The organism is Sphingomonas pituitosa NBRC 102491 (genome assembly GCF_001598435.1).
Classification (GTDB): Bacteria; Pseudomonadota; Alphaproteobacteria; order Sphingomonadales; family Sphingomonadaceae; genus Sphingomonas; species Sphingomonas pituitosa.
This window is the reverse complement of record NZ_BCYY01000012.1, coordinates 118,851-136,390: the sequence shown is the minus strand read 5'-3', so window position 1 is coordinate 136,390 and position 17,540 is coordinate 118,851. Positions and strand designations below refer to the sequence as shown.

Annotated in this window: 17 protein-coding genes; 9 read left to right on the top strand and 8 right to left on the bottom strand. The window is 67.3% G+C overall.

The window, feature by feature from the left end; all coding sequences use genetic code 11:
• Positions 1-69 precede the first annotated feature (69 nt).
• Together SPI01S_RS11500 and rnr are read right to left on the bottom strand one after the other, a co-directional pair.
• Positions 70-1,080, bottom strand: a complete 1,011-nt coding sequence (locus tag SPI01S_RS11500; protein ID WP_066722248.1) for a LacI family DNA-binding transcriptional regulator — start codon at positions 1,078-1,080, stop codon at positions 70-72.
• 133 nt (positions 1,081-1,213) lie between these two features.
• Positions 1,214-3,457, bottom strand: coding sequence for a ribonuclease R (gene rnr, locus SPI01S_RS11495; RefSeq protein WP_066722247.1), 2,244 nt, complete (start codon positions 3,455-3,457; stop codon positions 1,214-1,216).
• Between the two features lie 130 nt (positions 3,458-3,587).
• On the opposite strand from rnr, the gene SPI01S_RS22270 reads away from it, so the two are divergent.
• Positions 3,588-3,734, top strand: coding sequence for a hypothetical protein (locus tag SPI01S_RS22270; RefSeq protein WP_157084656.1), 147 nt, complete (start codon positions 3,588-3,590; stop codon positions 3,732-3,734).
• On the opposite strand, the gene SPI01S_RS11490 is transcribed toward SPI01S_RS22270, so the two are convergent.
• Positions 3,718-4,317, bottom strand: coding sequence for a TIGR02466 family protein (locus SPI01S_RS11490; RefSeq protein WP_066722245.1), 600 nt, complete (start codon positions 4,315-4,317; stop codon positions 3,718-3,720). The two genes, SPI01S_RS22270 and SPI01S_RS11490, sit on opposite strands and share 17 nt — an antisense overlap.
• The gene (locus tag SPI01S_RS11485; RefSeq protein WP_066722244.1) at positions 4,317-5,561 is read right to left on the bottom strand and encodes a threonine ammonia-lyase; all 1,245 of its coding nucleotides are present in this window, start codon (positions 5,559-5,561) and stop codon (positions 4,317-4,319) included. The genes SPI01S_RS11490 and SPI01S_RS11485 overlap by 1 nt, the downstream gene beginning before the upstream one ends.
• 58 nt (positions 5,562-5,619) lie before the next feature.
• Between SPI01S_RS11485 and SPI01S_RS11480 the strand changes: the two genes are divergently transcribed.
• Complete coding sequence (locus SPI01S_RS11480; protein ID WP_066722243.1) at positions 5,620-7,275, top strand: amidohydrolase; 1,656 nt, start codon at positions 5,620-5,622, stop codon at positions 7,273-7,275.
• Positions 7,276-7,279: 4 nt separating this feature from the next.
• Entirely contained in the window at positions 7,280-7,927 is a 648-nt protein-coding gene (locus tag SPI01S_RS11475; RefSeq protein WP_066722242.1) for an HPP family protein, read from the top strand.
• Between the two features lie 36 nt (positions 7,928-7,963).
• Here SPI01S_RS11475 and SPI01S_RS11470 read toward each other — a convergent pair whose 3' ends face one another.
• From SPI01S_RS11470 to SPI01S_RS11455, 4 genes are all read right to left on the bottom strand, one after another.
• On the bottom strand, positions 7,964-8,377 hold the full coding sequence (locus SPI01S_RS11470; RefSeq protein WP_245653564.1) for a diacylglycerol kinase family protein: 414 nt from the start codon (positions 8,375-8,377) through the stop codon (positions 7,964-7,966).
• 102 nt (positions 8,378-8,479) lie between these two features.
• Positions 8,480-9,187: a response regulator transcription factor CtrA gene (ctrA, locus tag SPI01S_RS11465; protein ID WP_066722241.1), complete on the bottom strand. Its 708-nt coding sequence runs from the start codon at positions 9,185-9,187 to the stop codon at positions 8,480-8,482.
• 134 nt (positions 9,188-9,321) lie between these two features.
• Positions 9,322-10,392, bottom strand: coding sequence for an AI-2E family transporter (locus SPI01S_RS11460; RefSeq protein ID WP_066722240.1), 1,071 nt, complete (start codon positions 10,390-10,392; stop codon positions 9,322-9,324).
• The gene (locus SPI01S_RS11455; protein WP_066722238.1) at positions 10,389-11,300 is read right to left on the bottom strand and encodes a LysR family transcriptional regulator; all 912 of its coding nucleotides are present in this window, start codon (positions 11,298-11,300) and stop codon (positions 10,389-10,391) included. The genes SPI01S_RS11460 and SPI01S_RS11455 overlap by 4 nt, the downstream gene beginning before the upstream one ends.
• 113 nt (positions 11,301-11,413) lie before the next feature.
• Between SPI01S_RS11455 and SPI01S_RS11450 the strand changes: the two genes are divergently transcribed.
• From SPI01S_RS11450 to SPI01S_RS11425, 6 genes are all read left to right on the top strand, one after another.
• Positions 11,414-12,112 (top strand): pirin family protein, encoded by a 699-nt coding sequence (locus SPI01S_RS11450; RefSeq protein WP_066722236.1) that lies wholly within the window; start codon positions 11,414-11,416, stop codon positions 12,110-12,112.
• A 54-nt stretch (positions 12,113-12,166) separates the two neighbouring features.
• Positions 12,167-12,769 (top strand): NAD(P)H:quinone oxidoreductase, encoded by a 603-nt coding sequence (wrbA, locus tag SPI01S_RS11445; protein WP_066722234.1) that lies wholly within the window; start codon positions 12,167-12,169, stop codon positions 12,767-12,769.
• A gap of 120 nt (positions 12,770-12,889) precedes the next feature.
• A complete protein-coding gene (locus tag SPI01S_RS11440; RefSeq protein WP_066722307.1) occupies positions 12,890-13,549 on the top strand; it encodes an RluA family pseudouridine synthase in 660 nt (219 codons plus the stop codon).
• Positions 13,542-13,943, top strand: a complete 402-nt coding sequence (arfB, locus tag SPI01S_RS11435; RefSeq protein WP_066722233.1) for an alternative ribosome rescue aminoacyl-tRNA hydrolase ArfB — start codon at positions 13,542-13,544, stop codon at positions 13,941-13,943. The genes SPI01S_RS11440 and arfB overlap by 8 nt, the downstream gene beginning before the upstream one ends.
• 40 nt (positions 13,944-13,983) lie before the next feature.
• Complete coding sequence (msrC, locus tag SPI01S_RS11430) at positions 13,984-14,466, top strand: free L-methionine (R)-S-oxide reductase MsrC (RefSeq protein WP_066722231.1); 483 nt, start codon at positions 13,984-13,986, stop codon at positions 14,464-14,466.
• A gap of 328 nt (positions 14,467-14,794) precedes the next feature.
• Positions 14,795-17,452, top strand: a complete 2,658-nt coding sequence (locus SPI01S_RS11425) for a TonB-dependent receptor (RefSeq protein WP_245653563.1) — start codon at positions 14,795-14,797, stop codon at positions 17,450-17,452.
• The last annotated feature ends 88 nt before the right edge of the window (positions 17,453-17,540 follow it).

Here is a 17,540-nt window from a genome sequence, read left to right as displayed (position 1 = left end):
CGGCGTCCCGAGGCGGGATGGGTAGCGTGCATATCCTCCCGCTGGCGGGGGAGGATATGCATGACGGGATCAGGCCTTGGGTGCCGGCCCCGTGGTCGCCCGGACCTTCAGCTCATGGTCGAGCATCACCTGCGGCGTGATCGCGGTGCCCGCCAGCATCAGGTCCGCGGCGGCATAAGCGAGTTCGCGCACCGGCTGGCGGATGGTGGTGAGCGGCGGCCACACCGCCCGGGCGAGATCGGAATCGTCGAAGCCGGCGATCGACAGCGCCTCCGGCACGGCGATATCGGCCTCGTGCGCCGCCGCCAGCGCACCGGCAGCCATGTCGTCATTGCCGGCGAAGATCGCGGTCGGCCGCGGTTCCCGCGCGAACAGCACCCGCGCCGCGGCCCCGCCCGAGTGGAAGCTATAGTCGCCCGCGATGACGAGCGCCGGATCGAAGGGAATGCCGTGCGCTTCCAGTTCCTGCCGGTAGCCGGCGAGACGATCGGCCGACGACACATGGCTTTCGGGCCCGCGCAGAAAGGCGATGGCGCGATGGCCCAGGTCGATGAGGTGCCGGGTGATCTCCCGCGCGGCCGCAACGTCGTCCATCGTCGTCGCGAGCCCGTGATCCTTCCGGAGACCCGGCGCGATGCGGACATAGGGAAGCTTGCGCTTGTCCAGTGCCTCGATCAGCTCGGGCATCTCGGTAAGTGGCGGCGACAGGATCAGCCCGTCGAGATGCGCCTCGTCGACCAGCGCCAGCACGTCCGGCACCAGATCGCGCGATCCGCTCTCCAGCGGCTGCATCAGCAGGCGGTAGCCCAGCTCGTGGCAGCGCTCCAGCGCGCCCGCCTGGATGTGGAACACGTAATAGGGACTGGGATTGTCGTAGAGCAGCGCCACCTGGAACGAGCGCCGCCCGGCCAGCGTGCGCGCGGCGTGGCTCGGCCGGAAATTGAGCTGCGCGACCACTTCCTCGACGCGCCGCCGCGTCTCTTCGCTGACATGCTTTTCGTTGTTGAGCACGCGGGATACGGTCTTGAACGACACGCCGGCGATCTTCGACACTTCCTTGATCGTCGGACGGCTGGACATTCTCACTCCTTCGCTGACGCGTATCATTCCGGCATTGCAACATGCTCTCTGTGACAGCTTGTAGCGCGCCCGTTCCGCCTTTGCACTGATTTTGGACAGCGCTGCCAGACGAATAGCCCGGCAGCGCCTCGCCTCAGCGCTTGCGGCCCTGGTGGCGGATATTGCCCGGGCGGCCTCGCCGGTGGATCACGCGCTTGGGTGCGCCCTTGCCCGGCCGGCCGGTCCGCTGCGGGCCGCCCGCCGATCCCTTGCCGTCGGGCAGCTCGAAGCGCAGCGCGCCGGAGACGGGGTTCGCCTCCACCAGCCGCAGCTCGATCCGCTGGCCAAGGGTGAATTCCTCGCCGCTATGCTCGCCGACCAGCCGCTTGCCGGCCTCGTCATAGTGGAAATATTCGGCGCCCAGATCGCGCGCGGCGACCAGCCCGTCGCCGCCGATACCCTCGACAGTCGCGAAGAAGCCGAAATTCTGCACGCCGGTGATCCGCGCCGGCATGATCTCCCCGACATGCGCGGCGAGATAGGCGGCGACATAGCGGTCGATCGTCTCGCGCTCGGCTTCCATCGCGCGGCGTTCGAGCTGGCTGATCGACTGGCCGATCCGGTCCATGCTGCCGGACTCTTCCGCCGTCAGCCCGCCCGGCCCCAGCCGATAGGCATCGACCAGTGCGCGGTGCACGATCAGATCGGCATAGCGGCGGATCGGCGAGGTGAAGTGCGCATAGGAGCCGAGCGCCAGGCCGAAATGGCCGACATTCTCGGGGCCGTAATAGGCCTGGGTCTGGGTGCGCAGCACCTGCTCCATGACCTGCGGACGGAAATCCTCCTCGCCCACGCGATCAAGGATGCGGTTGAACGTCGCCGGGCGGACCACCTGGCCGAGCGCGAACTCGATCTCGAAGGTCTTGAGATACTCCTTCAGCGCGGTGAGCTTCTCGCGCGCCGGCGGCTCGTGGATGCGGTACATTACCGGCGTCTTCTTCGCCTCCAGCGCCTTGGCGGCGGCGACGTTGGCGGCGATCATATAGTCCTCGATCAGCTTGTGCGCATCGAGCCGCTCGCGCGGCGCGACCGAGAGGATGCGGCCCTTCTCGTCGAGCACGATGCGGCGCTCGGGCAGGTCGAGGTCGAGCGGCTCGCGCTTGTCGCGCGCGGCGTTGAGCGCGTGCCAGCAATCCCAGAGGGGGCGCAGCGCGGTTTCGGTCAGCGGATTGTCGAGGTCGCCGTCGATCGCCGCCTGCGCATCCTCATAGGCGATGTTCGCCGCCAGCCGCACCACCGCGCGGGTGAAGCGCCAGCTCTTGAGCGCGCCGCTTTTGGTCACCTGCAGATGGCAGGCGAGCGCGGCGCGATCGACGTCTTCCTTCAGCGAGCATACGTCCGCCGACAGCACCTCGGGCAGCATCGGCACGACGCGATCGGGGAAATAGACCGAGTTGCCGCGCTTGCGCGCCTCGCGGTCGAGCTCCGATCCGGGGCGCACGTAGAAGGACACGTCGGCGATCGCCACGATCGCCTTCCAGCCGCCCTCGTTGGCGGGATCGTCGTCGGGGGTCGCCCAGACGGCATCGTCATGGTCGCGCGCATCGGCGGGATCGATCGCGACGATCGGCAAATGGCGCAGATCCTCGCGGTCATTGCCCAGCGGCTGCTGCGCGATCCGCTCAGCCTCTTCGAGCAACTCCTCGGAAAACACGTTGGGAATGCCGTGGCGGTGGATCGCGATCAGCGAAAAGCTGCGCGGTGCGAACGGATCGCCCAGCCGCTCCACCACCCGCGCGGTGATCCGCGGCGGACGGCCGGCCTTTTCGGCCAGCACCAGGTCACCGGCCTCGGCACCGCCGGCGTCGGAGACCGGCCAGCTGCGCCGTTCCTTCTTCTCGACGCCTTGCAGCCAGAGCTTGCCGCCCTCTTCGTGCAGCACGCCGAGCATCAGTTCCTCGCCGCGGGCAAGCGTCTTCATCGGATGCGCGATCCAGCCGTTGCCGGCCTCTTCGGTGCGCGCGAGGATGCGATCGCCCACGCCCAGCGCCGAGCGCTTGCCGCGCATCTCGCGCACCCGCAGCCGGGGCGCGGGGACATGTTCCGCCTCCCAGCGCTCGGGCACCGCCCAGGTCGTGTCGCCATCGGCATCGGTGATCCGCAGCACGGTCACCTTGGGCAGCCCGCCCATCTTGTGGAAGGCGCGGCCGGGGGCGACATCGATCAGCCCCTCGTCGCTCATGTCCTTCAGCAGCGCCTTGAGCAGGATCTTGTCCTGCGCGCTCAGCCCGAACGCCTTGGCGATCTCGCGCTTGCCGGCGGGCGTGTCCGAGGATGCGATGAAATCGAGAATCTGCTGCCGCGTCGGCAACCCTGCGCTTGTTCTGTTCTTAGCCATTGGCCCGCAACATAGGCACGATCCGGGCAAACGTCACCTGCGGGCTCCGTAAAAGCGCGGGGGGTACCAGGGTAAGCGCCGCGTTCACTATAATGGACTGTGGATCCTGTGTCGTTCGAGGAGTCCGTCCATGGCTATTTCGCGTTGTCTACTCATCGGTGCCGCGCTCGGCACCTGCGTGGCGTTCGTCGCACACGCCGCTGCGCCGCATCACGCCAAGCCCGCGCGGCCCGTCATGCAGGTCGCGGCGCTCGGAGCCGCTACCAGCGATAGTTGAAGCTCACGCTGATCCGCTTGTCCCTGGCCGCCCCCGGCGGGACTTCGTGGCGCAGCCAGCTTTCCCACAGCAGCACCGTGCCGACCTCCGGCACCACTTCGATGAAGGGCTGGAGCGATTCCGGCGCATCCGGCAGGCGCGTCGGTGCGGCCATCATCATCGCCAGCCGCGGATCCTCCAGCTTGAGCCCGCGCGCGCCCGGCGGCAGCGCCACATAGACGGTGCCCGAGACCACGCTGTGCGGGTGGATGTGCGCGCCGTGCCCGCCTTTCCCGTCGAGCACATTGACCCACAGGCTGTCGAGCTTGAGCTTGCGCCCGCCCAGGTCGAAGGCGCAGGCCTCGGCGAACTTGGCCACATGGCGGTCGAGCAGCCGCTTCAGGTCCGCAAAGGCGGGATCGCGGATCGGCAGGTCGTCGAGCGAGGCATAGCTGGTATAGCCGCGATAGTGATTCTCGCGGCACCAGCGGCGCCCGGCGCCGTCGTCCTCGGCCAGTTGCAGGCACGAGGTCTCCAGCTCCGCGATCAGGGCGGCGTCGCCCAGCGGCTGCTGGTAGAGCAGGGTCGAGAACAGCGTACGCATCAGGCCAGCTCGACCATGCTCACTTCATACTGCGCCCGGCGCAGCGCGGTGATCAGCCGGTCGAGATGGTTGCGGTCGCGCGTCTCGCACTCGATGTCGGTGATCAGGCCCTTGGCGGGCAGCGAAGTGAACACGCGCTGGTGATACACCTCGATGATGTTCACGCCCTGCTCGTGGAAGATTCGCGCGACATGGAACAGCGCGCCCGGACGGTCCTGCAGCCGGATGCGCAGCCGCGCGAGCCGGCCCGACCGGGCAAGGTCGCGCAGCAGCACGTTGGCGAGCAGCCGCGTGTCGATATTGCCGCCGCACAGGATGGTGCCGACGGTCTTGCCCTTGAAGCGCTCTGGCTCGGACAGCAGCGCGGCGAGGCCGGCAGCCCCTGCCCCTTCCACCACCGTCTTCTCGATCTGGAGCAGCAGACTCACCGCTTCCTCCAGCCGGCGCTCGCCGACCAGCACGATGTCGTCGACCAGCGCCTCGACGATCTGCGCGGTAACGCTGCCCGGATATTTCACCGCGATGCCCTCAGCCAGCGTGTCACCCGCGCACGGCATCTCGGTATGGTGGATACGGTTGTACATCGAGGGGTAGAGCTCGGCCTGCACGCCCAGCACCTCGATCGGCCGGTCCTGCGCCTTGGCGACCACCGCCGCGCCCGAGATCAGCCCGCCGCCGCCGATCGGCACGACCAGCGTATCGATGCCCGGCACGTCTTCCAGCAGCTCCAGCGTCGCCGTGCCCTGTCCGGCGATCACGCGCGGATCGTCGAACGGGTGGATGAAGGTATAGCCGCACTCCGCCTCCAGCTCGCGCGAATGCTGGTAGGCGGCGTCGAACGTCTCGCCGTGGAGCACGACATTGGCGCCGTGCCCTTCGGTCTGCGTCACCTTCACGATCGGGGTGTTCTTGGGCATCACGATCGTGCTGGGGATGCCCAGCCGGGTCGCATGATAGGCAAGGCCCTGCGCATGGTTGCCGGCCGAGGCTGCGATCACGCCCTTGGACCGCGCTTCCGCATCAAGCTGGAGCAGCGTGTTGAGCGCGCCGCGCTCCTTATAGGCAGCGGTGAACTGGAGATTCTCGAACTTCAGATACACGTTCGCGCCGGTCAGCTGCGAGAGCGTGCGGCTGTGCAGCGTCGGCGTGCGCACCACCGCGCCCGAAATTCGCTCCGCTGCGGCCCGAACATCGGCGATGGACACGGGGAGCGAAGCGGGCGCGTTTGCTGCTTTGGTAGCCATAGGCTTCCCGCCTAGACCATCTGGCGCGGCAGGGGAACAGGCCCTATGCCTCGCACCCATGTTCACGCGCCTCAAGCGGCTTGCCGCCGCCACCGCCCTGCTGCTCGCGCCCGCCGCCCAGGCCGATGGAATCGTTGACAATGTCAATGGCATCACGCTCGACGCCAAGGGCGCGGTGGTGCGCTTCGAGGCGCTGCAGATCGATCCGTACGGCAAGGTCGTGGCGATCTACGCCAAAGGCCAGAAGCGGCCGAAGAAGCTGGTCTGGCGGCTCGACCTGAAGGGCGCGACGATCGTGCCGGGGATGATCGACGCGCATGGCCATTTCATGGGCCTCGGCTTCCAGCAGCTCCAGCTCGACCTCTCGGCCACCACCAGCCTCGACGACGCGCTCGCCCGCATCGGCGACTATGCGGGCAAGAGCCGCGCGAAATGGGTGCTCGGCCGCGGCTGGAACCAGGAAGCGTGGAAACTCGGCCGCTTCCCCACCGCCGCCGATCTCGATCGCGCGGTGAGCGACCGGCCGGTGTGGCTGGAGCGGGTCGACGGCCATGCCGGCTGGGCGAACAGCAAGGCACTCGAACTCGCCGGCGTCACCGCTGCGACCAAGGACCCTGCCGGCGGCCGCATCGAACGCGACGCGAACGGCCGCCCCACCGGCGTGCTGGTCGACGCCGCGACCGAGCTGGTGCAGCGCGTGGTGCCGCAGCCGACCCCGCGCGAACGCAATGCCGCGTTCCTGGCTGCACAGCAGAAGCTGCTCTCGCTCGGCATCACCGCCACCGCCGACATGGGCACCACGGTCGACGACTGGGAGACGATGCGCGGCATGGCCGATATCGGCCAGCTGCATCTGCGCATTCTGAGCTATGCCCATGGCGTCGACACCGCGCTGCGGGTGGCGGGTGCCGGGCCGACGCCTTGGCTCTATGGTGATCGGCTGCGGATGGGCGGCATCAAGCTCTATGCCGATGGTGCGCTCGGCTCGCGCGGGGCATGGCTCAAGGCGGACTATGCCGATGCGCCGGGCAACAAGGGGCTGGGCTTCCTCAGCGACGACCAGCTGCTCAACCTGATGGCGCGCGGCGCGATGGACAATTTCCAGCTCGCCGTCCACGCGATCGGCGACCGCGCCAACCAACAGGTGCTGGACGCGATCGAGATCCTGTCCGAAACCTACAAGGGCGATCGCCGCTGGCGCATCGAACATGCCCAGATCATCGATCCCAAGGACCTGCCGCGCTTCGCCAAGCTGGGCGCGATCGCCTCGATGCAGCCGGTCCACCAGACCAGCGACCGGACGATGGCCGAGGCGCGGCTGGGGCCGGACCGGCTGGCCGGCGCCTATGCCTGGCGGACGATGCTGCAGGGCGGGACGCGGATCGCCTTCGGCTCCGACTATCCGGTCGAGAGTCCCGACCCCTGGGCCGGCTGGGCGGCGAGCTTCACCCGGCAGGACGCGGCCGGCAACCCGCCGGGCGGCTGGCGCCCCGAGGAGAAGCTGACGCGAGAGGAAGGCTGGGCGGGCTTCACTATCGGCGCCGCCTATGCGGGCTTCGCCGACGACAAGATCGGGCGGCTGGCGCCGGGCCTGTGGGCCGATTTCCTGATCCTCGACCGCGATCCGCTGACCGCCTCCCCCGCCGAGCTGCGCGCCACCAAGGTGGTCGAGACCTGGGTGGGCGGACGCCGCGCCTGGGGGGCGAAGCCGTAAGCCGATGTTCCGCTTGGTGATGGCCGGCGCGCAGTGGCGCGACCGGATTGGCGCGGCGCTGGGCGGCGCGATCGGGATCGGGGTGACGGCCTGGGTATCGGCGCTGGCGGGATTCGATCGCACGACCGCGATCCTGCTCGCCGCGCCGATCGGTGCCTCGGCAGTGCTGGTGTTCGCGGTGCCGTCGAGCCCGCTGGCCCAACCCTGGCGGGTGATCGGGGGCAACGTGATCTCGGCGCTGGTCGGCTGGGGCGTGGCGCTTTGGCTCGGGCACGGCGCACTGGCGGCGGGCGTGGCCGTGGGGCTGGCGATTGCGGTCATGTCGCTCACCCGCAGCCTGCATCCGCCCGGCGGCGGGACGGTGCTGCTGCCGGTACTGGCACCTGCGGTACTGAGCCAGGGCCTTAGCTTCGTTCTGCTGCCGATCGGTGTGAATGCCGTACTGCTGACGCTGTGCGGGCTGGCGGCCCACCGTTTCACCGGCCACAGCTACCCCCACCGCGCACTGCCCACCCCGCCTGCACCGGGGCTGCTGCCCGAGGATATCGACGCAGCGCTGGCGGAGGCGGGCGAAGCGTTCGACGTCAGCCGCGAGGACCTGCTGGCGCTGCTCGCCCGCGCCGAGCATCACGCCGCCGCGCGCGGGCGTTGAAGCAAGAAAGGCCCCTGCCTAGCAGGGGAAATGGCTTTAATGCAGCAGCTTCAGCAGCGGCGGGCCCAGCGTGAATAGTCCGATTCCCGCCGCGGCGAGCGACGCTACCAGCACGCCCCCGGCCGCAAGATCCTTGATGCGCCCGATCGCGGGATCGAACTCCGGGCAAATCCGGTCGCAAATGTCTTCGATTGCGGTGTTGAACGCCTCTGCCAGCCAAACCAGCGCGATCGCGACGATCAGCCAGCGCCAGTCCGGCGCCGGCAGCCGCAGCACCAGTCCGGCGCCCACCGCCAGAACCGAAGCGGCCAGATGCACCCGGGCATTATGTTCTTCCCGGATCAGCCAGCGCAGACCGCGAACGGCATAGCGGAAGCTGTTCAGGCGCGCGGAGATGCTGAAGCCGCTCGGCGGGGCGGCTTGGTCGCCGGGGTTCGTCATGCAGCGCATTTGCACGATCCGGGCCCTTCCGAACAGCGCCGCCGAAACGAAAAAGCCGCCGTCACTTCGGGTGTGACGACGGCTTTTCTAATCCTGACAGGCAATCCGGGATCAGGCGACCTGCGTGTCCGCCTGCATCGCCTCGTCGGGCTCGCGCAGCACATAGCCGCGGCCCCAGACGGTCTCGATATAATTGTCGCCCTCGCACGCCATGCTGAGCTTCTTGCGCAGCTTGCAGATGAAGACGTCGATGATCTTGAGTTCGGGCTCGTCCATGCCGCCATAGAGATGGTTGAGGAACATCTCCTTGGTCAGCGTGGTGCCCTTGCGGAGCGAAAGCAGCTCCAGCATCGCATATTCCTTGCCGGTCAGGTGCACGCGGGCGCCATCGACCTCGACGGTCTTGGCGTCCAGGTTCACCGCCAGCTTGCCGGTGCGGATCACCGACTGCGAATGGCCCTTCGAGCGGCGCACCACGGCGTGGATGCGGGCGACCAGCTCTTCGCGGTGGAACGGCTTGGTGACGTAATCGTCGGCGCCGAAGCCGAACGAGCGGACCTTCGAATCCATCTCGCTGATGCCGGAGAGGATCAGCACCGGGGTCTGCACCCGCGCGGTACGCACCTTCTTCAGCACGTCATAGCCGTGCATGTCCGGCAGGTTCAGGTCGAGCAGGATGATGTCGTAATCATACAGCTTCGCGAGGTCCAAACCTTCCTCGCCGAGGTCGGTCGTGTAGACGTTGAACCCTTCGCCCGAAAGGATCAGTTCGATCGCCTTGGCTGTGCTAGGCTCGTCTTCGATCAGCAGCACGCGCATTGCCGGTTCCCCTGTCCACACCACACGACGGAGCCCCGATGCTCGACGCGCTGGACGCTTCATTAACCTAAGCGTCAATGAAGCCGAAAGGTTAATTTCTCGTAAGTCGGGCGGTTCCGCAAGCCCTGTGGAATCTACGCACCGGGTTCGGCCTTATCCGGGGAATCCTGGGGTCTTACGTCGATATTCTCGCCAAGAACCTCCCGCAGATACAGGCTGCGCACCAGCGTGAATATCACCACCAGCAGCGCCGCGGAGAAGAACAGGCCGAACAGGCCGAACACGAAGCCGATGCCGATGATCGCGAACAGCGTGACCGCCGGCGGGATGGAGATGACGCGGCTCTGCACGAAGGGGGTAAGGAAGTTGGTCTGGATGACCCGAACGCCCGCGAAGACGAGGAGGCAGCCGATCAGCGCCCCCGATCCGCCGGTGGCGGCAAGGCCCAGCGCCGGCAGCATCGCCGCGGCGGGGCCGACATAGGGGATGAACTCGCTGAGGCCCGCCAGCAGCCCCAAAGCGGCCGGCGACGGCACCCCGGCAATCCACAGCCCTGCCCCGACGAGCAATCCCATGCTGGTCATCAGGATCAGCTGGGTGCGCAGCCACAGCCGTAGCGTGGTGCCGACGTCGGCAAGTGCATCGGCTACCGAGTCGCGCGTATCGCCCTTGGGCACGAGCAACAGCAGCCCGCGCAGATACACGCCGGGATCGGCCGCCATGAACAGCGCGCCGACCAGCAGCAGCAACGCATTGAGGAACAGCTCGAACGATCCCAGCGCGAATCCGCTCGCATCGCGCGCCACCCGCGATCCGGCGAAGGCGGCTTCGGCGGCATCGTAGAGCTTGGCGGCGACGGGGCTGCCCTGCGCCCATTCCTTCAGCCGCACCACCAGCTGCGGGATCGAGCGGACCAGTGCTTCCACCTGCGGGCCGAACTGCACCGCGAACAGCCAGACGAGGAAGCCGATCGCCGCCACCACCGTCAGCATCGATCCGACCACGGACCAGCGCTTCGGCACGCCGAGCTGGACGAGGCGATCGGCGATGGCGCGGATCACCACCGCCCCCAGCACCGCGCCGAAGGTGAGAATCAGCAGATCGGCGGCGCGCACCAGCGCCACCACCACCCCGCCGACGGTAAGCAGGATCAGGACGCGGCGGATGAACCGTGCGTCGGCATCATCGGGAACGAGGCGCTTCACCCAGCCCGAACGCAGATGCTGCGCAACCGCTCCGTCAAAAATTCGATCAGCGCTTCCACGCGCACCGGCCGTCGCGATCCCGGGGGCGTGACGAGGTGGAGGCCCACCGATCCCGCCACCCAGTCGGCCAGCGCCACCTCCAGGCGACCGGCAGCGATTTCCGCATCGACCAGAAAGCCGGGCAAGCGCGCGACACCAAGGCCTGCGCGCAACGCCGGCAGCATCGCCTCGCCATTGTCGGTGCGCAACGGGCCGTCGACGCGCACCGCGGCCTCCTCGCCGCCCGCCTTCTTGAAACGCCAGACGCCGGGTGTCGCGGTGTTGGTGTAGACGAAGCAGGCGTGCCGGGCGAGGTCCGCCGGGTGCTGCGGGCGCCCCATCCGCTCGAAATAGCCCGGCGCCGCGACGACATGGATGTTCACCGGCCCCAGCCGCCGCGCGCGCAGCGAACTGTCCGGCAGCTCGGCGATGCGGATCGCCACGTCGATCCCCTCGCCGACGATGTCGACGAACGCATCGGACAGGGTGAGTTCCACCTTGATCTGGGGATGCGCGGTCATGAACTCGGCGATCAGGCCGGAGAGGTGGCGGGAGCCGAAGGTGAGCGGCGCCGCCAGCCGCACCACGCCCGAGGGCGCGCTTGCGCTCTCGAACGCCGCTTCCTCGGCCGCCTGGCCGTCGTCGAGGATCCGCTGGGCGTGTTCGGCGAGCTGCTGGCCGCTGTCGGTAAGCGTCAGCCGGCGCGAGGTGCGGTGGAACAGCGCGGTGGCCAGCCGTTCCTCCAGCCGGGTGATCGCCTTGGAAACCGTCGCCTTGGAGACGCCCAGCGCCACCGCCGCGCCGCTGAACGAGCGATGCTCGACCACGCTGGCAAACACCGCCCATGCCTCGAAATCCGGTAGCTTCATCCCCGCGCCTCCTGCTCGGGCGAAGCCATATCATGAAACGATCAGTTTCCAACGTTTCCGTTTACGCGCCGATACCGATCCCTATCTTGGCAGCAACACATGGGAGATCAGCGATGATCGACAAACGCAGTTTCGAAAGCCTGGGCGGTGCCGATCACGGCTGGCTCAAGGCCAAGCATCATTTCAGTTTCGCCGACTATCACGATCCGTCCCGCATGGGCTGGGGTGCGATCCGGGTGTGGAACGACGACGAAATCGCGGCCAATTCGGGCTTTCCGCCGCATCCGCACCAGAACATGGAAATCATCACCTATGTCCGCGCTGGGGCGATCACCCACCAGGACTCGATGGGCAACAAGGGCCGGACCGAAGCGGGCGACGTGCAGGTGATGAGCGCCGGCACCGGCGTGCGCCACGCGGAATACAACCTCGAGCCGGAAACGACCCGGATCTTCCAGATCTGGATCCTGCCGCGCGAGGCCGGCGGCCAGCCGAGCTGGGGCGCCAAGCCCTTCCCCAAGGGCGATCGTTCGGGCCGGTTCGTCACGCTCGCCTCGGGGTTCGCCGACGACAAGGACGCGCTGCCGATCCGCGCCGACGCCCGCGTACTGGGCGCCACGCTGAAGGCGGGCGAGAGCGTATCCTATACCGTGGGAGAGGGTCGGCACGCCTATCTTGTACCGGCGGTTGGGTCGATCAGCCTTGCGGATGATCGCATCGACGCCCGCGATGGTGCAGCGCTGACCGGTGGCCAGACCGTGACGATCACCGCGCTCGAAGACGCCGAGATCGTGCTCGTCGACGCCGAGTAAGCTTTTCCCGGGGGGCGGCAGGCCCCCGATCCTTTTCACGACAGGACCATTGCCATGACCAAGATCCTCGTTCTCTATTACTCGTCCTACGGCCACATCGCGCAGATGGCCGACGCCGTCGCCGAGGGTGCCCGCAGCGCCGGCGCGACCGTCGACGTCCGCCGCGTCGCCGAGACCGCGCCGTTCGAAGTCGCGCAGGCCGCCGGCTTCCGCGTCGACGAGAGCCACCCGGTGCTCGACGACGTCAACCAGCTCGCCCAGTATGACGGCATCATCGTCGGCAGCCCGACCCGCTTCGGGCGCATGGCCAGCCAGATGGCGGCGTTCTGGGACAAGGCCGGCGGCGTGTGGTTCCAGGGCCAGCTGAACGGCAAGGTCGGCGGCGCGTTCACCTCCACCGCCTCGCAGCATGGCGGCCAGGAGACCACGCTGTTCTCGATCATCACCAACCTGCTGCACTTCGGCATGACCATCGTCGGCCTCGACTATGGCTATCAGGGCCAGGCTGGCGTCGATGAGGTGAAGGGCGGCACGCCCTATGGCGCGAGCACGATCGCCGACGGCGACGGCAGCCGCCTGCCGAGCGCGGTCGAGCTGGACGGCGCCCGCTACCAGGGCCGCCGCATCGCCGAGACCGCGGCCAAGCTGAAGGCATAATCCCCGAAGCGCGCGCCCGTAGCGTATCGCGCCGCGCTCAACGACGGCCGGAGCTCCCCCTGCTCCGGCCGTTTTCGTTTCGGGGCTCGCGAATTGCGCGCCGATCGCTATATCCCGCCCATGTTCAAGGACCGGGTACTCTTCATCGACGGCGAAGCGCTGATCATCGACAAGCCGGCGGGCCTTCCCGTCGATCGCCCGCGCGACCGCAGCGAAAGCCTGGAGGATCTGCTCGACCAGCTGACCTTCGGCTTCCAGCGTCCGCCCGTCCCCGTCCATCGGCTCGACCGTGATACCAGCGGCTGCCTATTGCTGGCGCGCAACCCCAAGGCGATGAAGCGCTTCGGCCAGGCGTTCGAGGCCGGTCAGGTCACCAAGCGCTATGTCGCGATCCTCGAAGGCGTGCCGGAGGCCGAGAGCGGCGAGATCGACCTGCCGCTCGGCAAGATTTCCAGCATCGAGGAAGGCTGGCGGATGACCCATGATCCCAAGGGCAAGTCCGCGCGCACCCGCTGGAAGCGGATGGAAGTGCATGACGGCCGCGCGCTGGTCGCCTTCTATCCCGAGACCGGCCGCACCCACCAGATCCGCGTCCACGCGCTGGAAGGCATCGGCATCCCGATCGTCGGCGACCCCGTCTACGGCAGCGGTGGCCCGGCGCTGATGCTCCACGCCCAGTCGATCACGGTGCCGCGCCCCGGCAAGCCCGACGTCCACGGCGACGCGCCGCTGCCGGCGCGCTTCCACCATATCGGCTTCGGCCGCCCCACGCATGGTTGAGATCCCCGACGCCGCGATCGTCGAGGAGAAGTTCCTCGCCGCCACGGGGCCGGGCGGGCAGAACGTCAACAAGGTCGCGACCGCGGTGCAGCTGCGGGTGGACGTGTTCCGGCTGGGGCTCGCTCCGCATGCCTATGAACGGCTGAAGGAACTGGCGGGCACGCGGATGACCTCGGCCGGCGAACTGCTGATCACCGCGCGGCAATATCGCACCCAGGACGCCAACCGCACCGATGCCCGCCAGCGCCTCTCCGACCTGATCGACAAGGCGCACGAGCGCCAGGCGAAGCGGGTCAAGACCAAGCCGAGCAAGGCGGCGAAGGCGCGGCGGGTGGATGCCAAGAAGGGCCGCTCGGCGATCAAGGCCGGGCGCGGCAAGGTGTCGTTCGACTGACCCCCTCGCACGCCGCCCCACAATCCCCTACATCGCGCCCATGTACAGCTTCGACATCACCGCAGATTCCAAGGCCGAGCTCTATCGCGACCTCGCCGCCGCGCTCGATTCGCTGACCGCCGACGAGCCGGATCCCATCGCCAACATGGCGAACGTCTCCGCGCTGATCGGCCAGTATCTGCCCGATCTCAACTGGGCCGGCTTCTACCGCAACGTGGCGGAGGAGCTGGTGCTCGGCCCCTTCCAGGGCAAGGCGGCGTGCATCCGCATCCCGTTCGGCAAGGGCGTGTGCGGCGCGGCGGCCGCGACTCGCGAGACGCAACTGGTGGAGGATGTTCATGCCTTTCCGGGCCACATCGCTTGCGACGCGGCCAGCCGGTCGGAATTGGTAGTACCGATCGTGCACCAAGGCGCATTGCTGGGCGTACTCGACCTCGACAGCCCGCTTCCGGCGCGATTTGACGCCGGCGACGCAGCGGGCTGCGAAGCACTGATGCGGATTCTCGCACCCCGCATCGCCTGAACCTACCCACTTCAGTGCCACAGAGCGGTTTCGCCGAACCTGTTGCGGTTCGGCGACACTCGTTTTCGCGTCCTGAAAACAAGCACTTGCCATGGCCATAGGGGGCGCTGTCAGGCAAAGAGGTAATACCACCATTTGTTTTTGTATTGAATTGGCCTTGACAGAATAGGACCGGTACCGACCAATACCCCTGTCGCGACCCAGCAGAACACAATATGTCCCGGGAGGACTCGGGCGCGGCATTGGACAATGGGTTCAACCACTTGGGGGGTATAAAATGCCGAAACTACACAGCCTTGGCGTGCCGATGCGAACGATTGCTAAAAGCATGCTCCTCGCCTCAGGCGGGCTGGCCGCGCTGGGTCTGGCCACTGCCGCGCAGGCGCAGACCGAAACCCCAGCCGCAAGCCAGGAAGACGGCGAGATCGTCGTCAACGGCATCCGCGCATCGATCGACAACGCCATCGACGCCAAGCGCCGGGACACGCGCGTCACCGACGGTATCTCGGCCGAGGATCTGGGCAAGTTCCCCAGCGAGAACATCACCGAGGCGATCCAGCGCATCTCGGGCGTGCAGATGTCGAACATCAACGGGCGCGGCGCGACGATCAGCATCCGCGGCCTCGGCCCGCAATATGCGCTGACCACGGTGAACGGCCAGACCTTCAAGAGCGCCGACTTCACCGACGGCTTCCGCTACGACATCATCCAGACCGAACTCGCCAACGCGATCCAGGTGGTCAAGTCGCCGACGGCCGACATGGATGCCGGCGGCCTTTCGGGCACGGTCAACATCCAGACCACGATGCCGCTCGACTATAAGGACCGCCAGCTGGTCCTGTCGGTGAAGGGCCAGAATTCCGAATATGCCGGCGGCAAGATCACGCCGAAGATCAGCGGCAGCTATGTCGACCAGCTCGCCGACGGCAAGCTCGGCGTCTACGTCAACCTCGGCTACCAGAAGCTGAAGGACCGCGCCGACTATTTCTGGATGGACCGCTGGGCCACCGGGACGACCGCCGGCGCGACCGTCTATGTCCCGCGTCGCCCGCGCTATCGCCGCATCGACCGCGATACCGAGCGGCTGATGGGCAGCGGCGGCCTGCAGTGGCGCCCGAGCGATCGGATCGAGATCGACGCCAGCGCGATCTACGCCAAGGACATCACCGACTATGACGTGAACCAGCAGGTGTTCCTGTTCAACACCGCGCGGATCGCGGCGAGCAACGTCGTGAACGGCGTCGCCACCAAGGCGACCGCGACCAATTTCACGATGGAGAACAACCGCCAGCACGAGGACCGCAACCTCGTCAGCCAGGGCTATACCCTGTCGGGCAAGTGGACCGGCGACAATGGCTGGTCGGCGCGTTCGGTGTTCAACTACACCAAGGGCAGCACCTATCAGCGCGAGGCCGCGGCGATCCTGGGGGTGAACATCCCCACCGCGACCATTGATTTCTCGAACCCGGATTCGGTGAAGTACAGCGTCGGCACCGATCTTTCGAGCACCGCGCTCTACACGCCCTCGACGCTCACCCGGAACGAATATCCGAACGGCGCCACCCGCAAGATGGCGTCGAGCGAAACCTCGGGCCAGGCGGACCTGTACAAGGAAGTCAGCCTCGGGCCGATCACGAAGTTCAGCGTCGGCGCCAAGTACCGGCACGAGATCTTCAGCCGCGACGTGAGCCGCCACGACATGATCGCGCTGGCCAACCAGCCGGCCCCCTCCAGCCCGATCTTCCCGCCGATGGCGACCAACAATTACGGCGTCAGTGGCTTCCTCAACGGCGATTCGGGTATCCCCGGCGCCTGGATCGGCCCGGACCTCGGCGCGTACGACAAGGCGCTGGCAGCAGCCGGCATCACCGTGCCGGACATCTTCGCGCCGGAAGCCAGCTATCACGTCGATCGCTTCATGCCATCGGCCTATGCGATGGCGGACATCGGCACCGAGATCGGTGGCATGACGCTGCGCGGCAATCTCGGCGTCCGCTACGAGCACACCAAGCAGAAAGTGCAGGGCAACATCACCGCGCCGCGCACCGACGGCTACACCGAAGTGCAGCGCAAGGTCGGCGACTATGCGATCGAGCAGAGCTACGACAACGTCCTGCCCAGCCTGAACCTGGTGCTGGAGCCGACCCGCACGGTGCAGGTGCGCTTCGCCGCGGCAAAGGTGCTGGTGCGCCCGATCATGGATTCGAGCACGTCCATGGCGCAGACCACCAGCAGCTCGCCCAACACCTTCCCGGCGAACACCAGCACGATCACGGTGGATCTCGGCCAGGCCGGCCTCAAGCCGCTGACCGCCAACCAGCTCGATCTGGGCGTGGAATGGTATCCCACCCGGTCGAGCACGATCGCGCTGAACGGCTTCTACAAGTGGATCAAGAACGGCACCTTCTCGCGCCTGATCTGCCCGACGTCGTTCAACGGCACCGCGCTCAGCACGGCAGGCAACGACTGCGTCGATGCGCGCGGCAATATCTACGACATCACCCAAACGCTCAACGATCCCAGCACCATCAAGGTGAAGGGCTTCGAGGTCAGCTGGAACCAGTCGTTCGATCGCATCCTGCCGCTCGACGGCTTCGGCCTGCTCGCCAACTTCACGCGGGTCTATCCGCAGAAGGTGGCGATCGGCACGGGCTACACCATCCGCAACCTGTCGAAGGTGACGTGGAACGTCTCGCCCTATTGGGAGAACGGACATTTCAACGTCCGCCTCTCGGTGAACCACCGCAGCAGCTATGAGCAGAACAGCGCCGACAGCTTCTTCGCCCGCGAAGGCCATGTCGTGCGGGGGCGCACCCAGTTCGACCTGAGCGGCGGCTATTCGCCGAACAGCTGGCTCAGCTTCGCGGCCGGGGTGATCAACCTCAACAACAGCCGCGAACAGGCCTATTTCCGCGATCCCGCCGTGTGGCAGGAGAGCAGCTTCTACGGCCGCAGCTTCTACCTTTCGGCCACGCTGAAGATGTAAGCTTCAAGGCTTGTCGATAAGCACAGCCCTCGCCCTTCCACCGTCATCCCGGCGAAAGCCGGGATCCAGTCGCCGCTCGGCAGCAGCA

Coding starts and splice junctions, on each gene's coding strand:
- ctrA (WP_066722241.1), bottom strand. CDS start 9,187: ATGCGCGTGCTGCTGATCGAAGACGAGCCTAGCACAGCCAAGGCGATC.
- rnr (WP_066722247.1), bottom strand. CDS start 3,457: ATGGCTAAGAACAGAACAAGCGCAGGGTTGCCGACGCGGCAGCAGATT.
- wrbA (WP_066722234.1), top strand. CDS start 12,167: ATGACCAAGATCCTCGTTCTCTATTACTCGTCCTACGGCCACATCGCG.
- SPI01S_RS11475 (WP_066722242.1), top strand. CDS start 7,280: ATGTTCCGCTTGGTGATGGCCGGCGCGCAGTGGCGCGACCGGATTGGC.
- SPI01S_RS22270 (WP_157084656.1), top strand. CDS start 3,588: ATGGCTATTTCGCGTTGTCTACTCATCGGTGCCGCGCTCGGCACCTGC.
- SPI01S_RS11425 (WP_245653563.1), top strand. CDS start 14,795: ATGCTCCTCGCCTCAGGCGGGCTGGCCGCGCTGGGTCTGGCCACTGCC.
- SPI01S_RS11480 (WP_066722243.1), top strand. CDS start 5,620: ATGTTCACGCGCCTCAAGCGGCTTGCCGCCGCCACCGCCCTGCTGCTC.
- SPI01S_RS11470 (WP_245653564.1), bottom strand. CDS start 8,377: ATGCGCTGCATGACGAACCCCGGCGACCAAGCCGCCCCGCCGAGCGGC.
- SPI01S_RS11485 (WP_066722244.1), bottom strand. CDS start 5,561: ATGGCTACCAAAGCAGCAAACGCGCCCGCTTCGCTCCCCGTGTCCATC.
- SPI01S_RS11500 (WP_066722248.1), bottom strand. CDS start 1,080: ATGTCCAGCCGTCCGACGATCAAGGAAGTGTCGAAGATCGCCGGCGTG.
- SPI01S_RS11490 (WP_066722245.1), bottom strand. CDS start 4,317: ATGCGTACGCTGTTCTCGACCCTGCTCTACCAGCAGCCGCTGGGCGAC.
- msrC (WP_066722231.1), top strand. CDS start 13,984: ATGTACAGCTTCGACATCACCGCAGATTCCAAGGCCGAGCTCTATCGC.
- arfB (WP_066722233.1), top strand. CDS start 13,542: ATGGTTGAGATCCCCGACGCCGCGATCGTCGAGGAGAAGTTCCTCGCC.
- SPI01S_RS11450 (WP_066722236.1), top strand. CDS start 11,414: ATGATCGACAAACGCAGTTTCGAAAGCCTGGGCGGTGCCGATCACGGC.
- SPI01S_RS11440 (WP_066722307.1), top strand. CDS start 12,890: ATGTTCAAGGACCGGGTACTCTTCATCGACGGCGAAGCGCTGATCATC.
- SPI01S_RS11455 (WP_066722238.1), bottom strand. CDS start 11,300: ATGAAGCTACCGGATTTCGAGGCATGGGCGGTGTTTGCCAGCGTGGTC.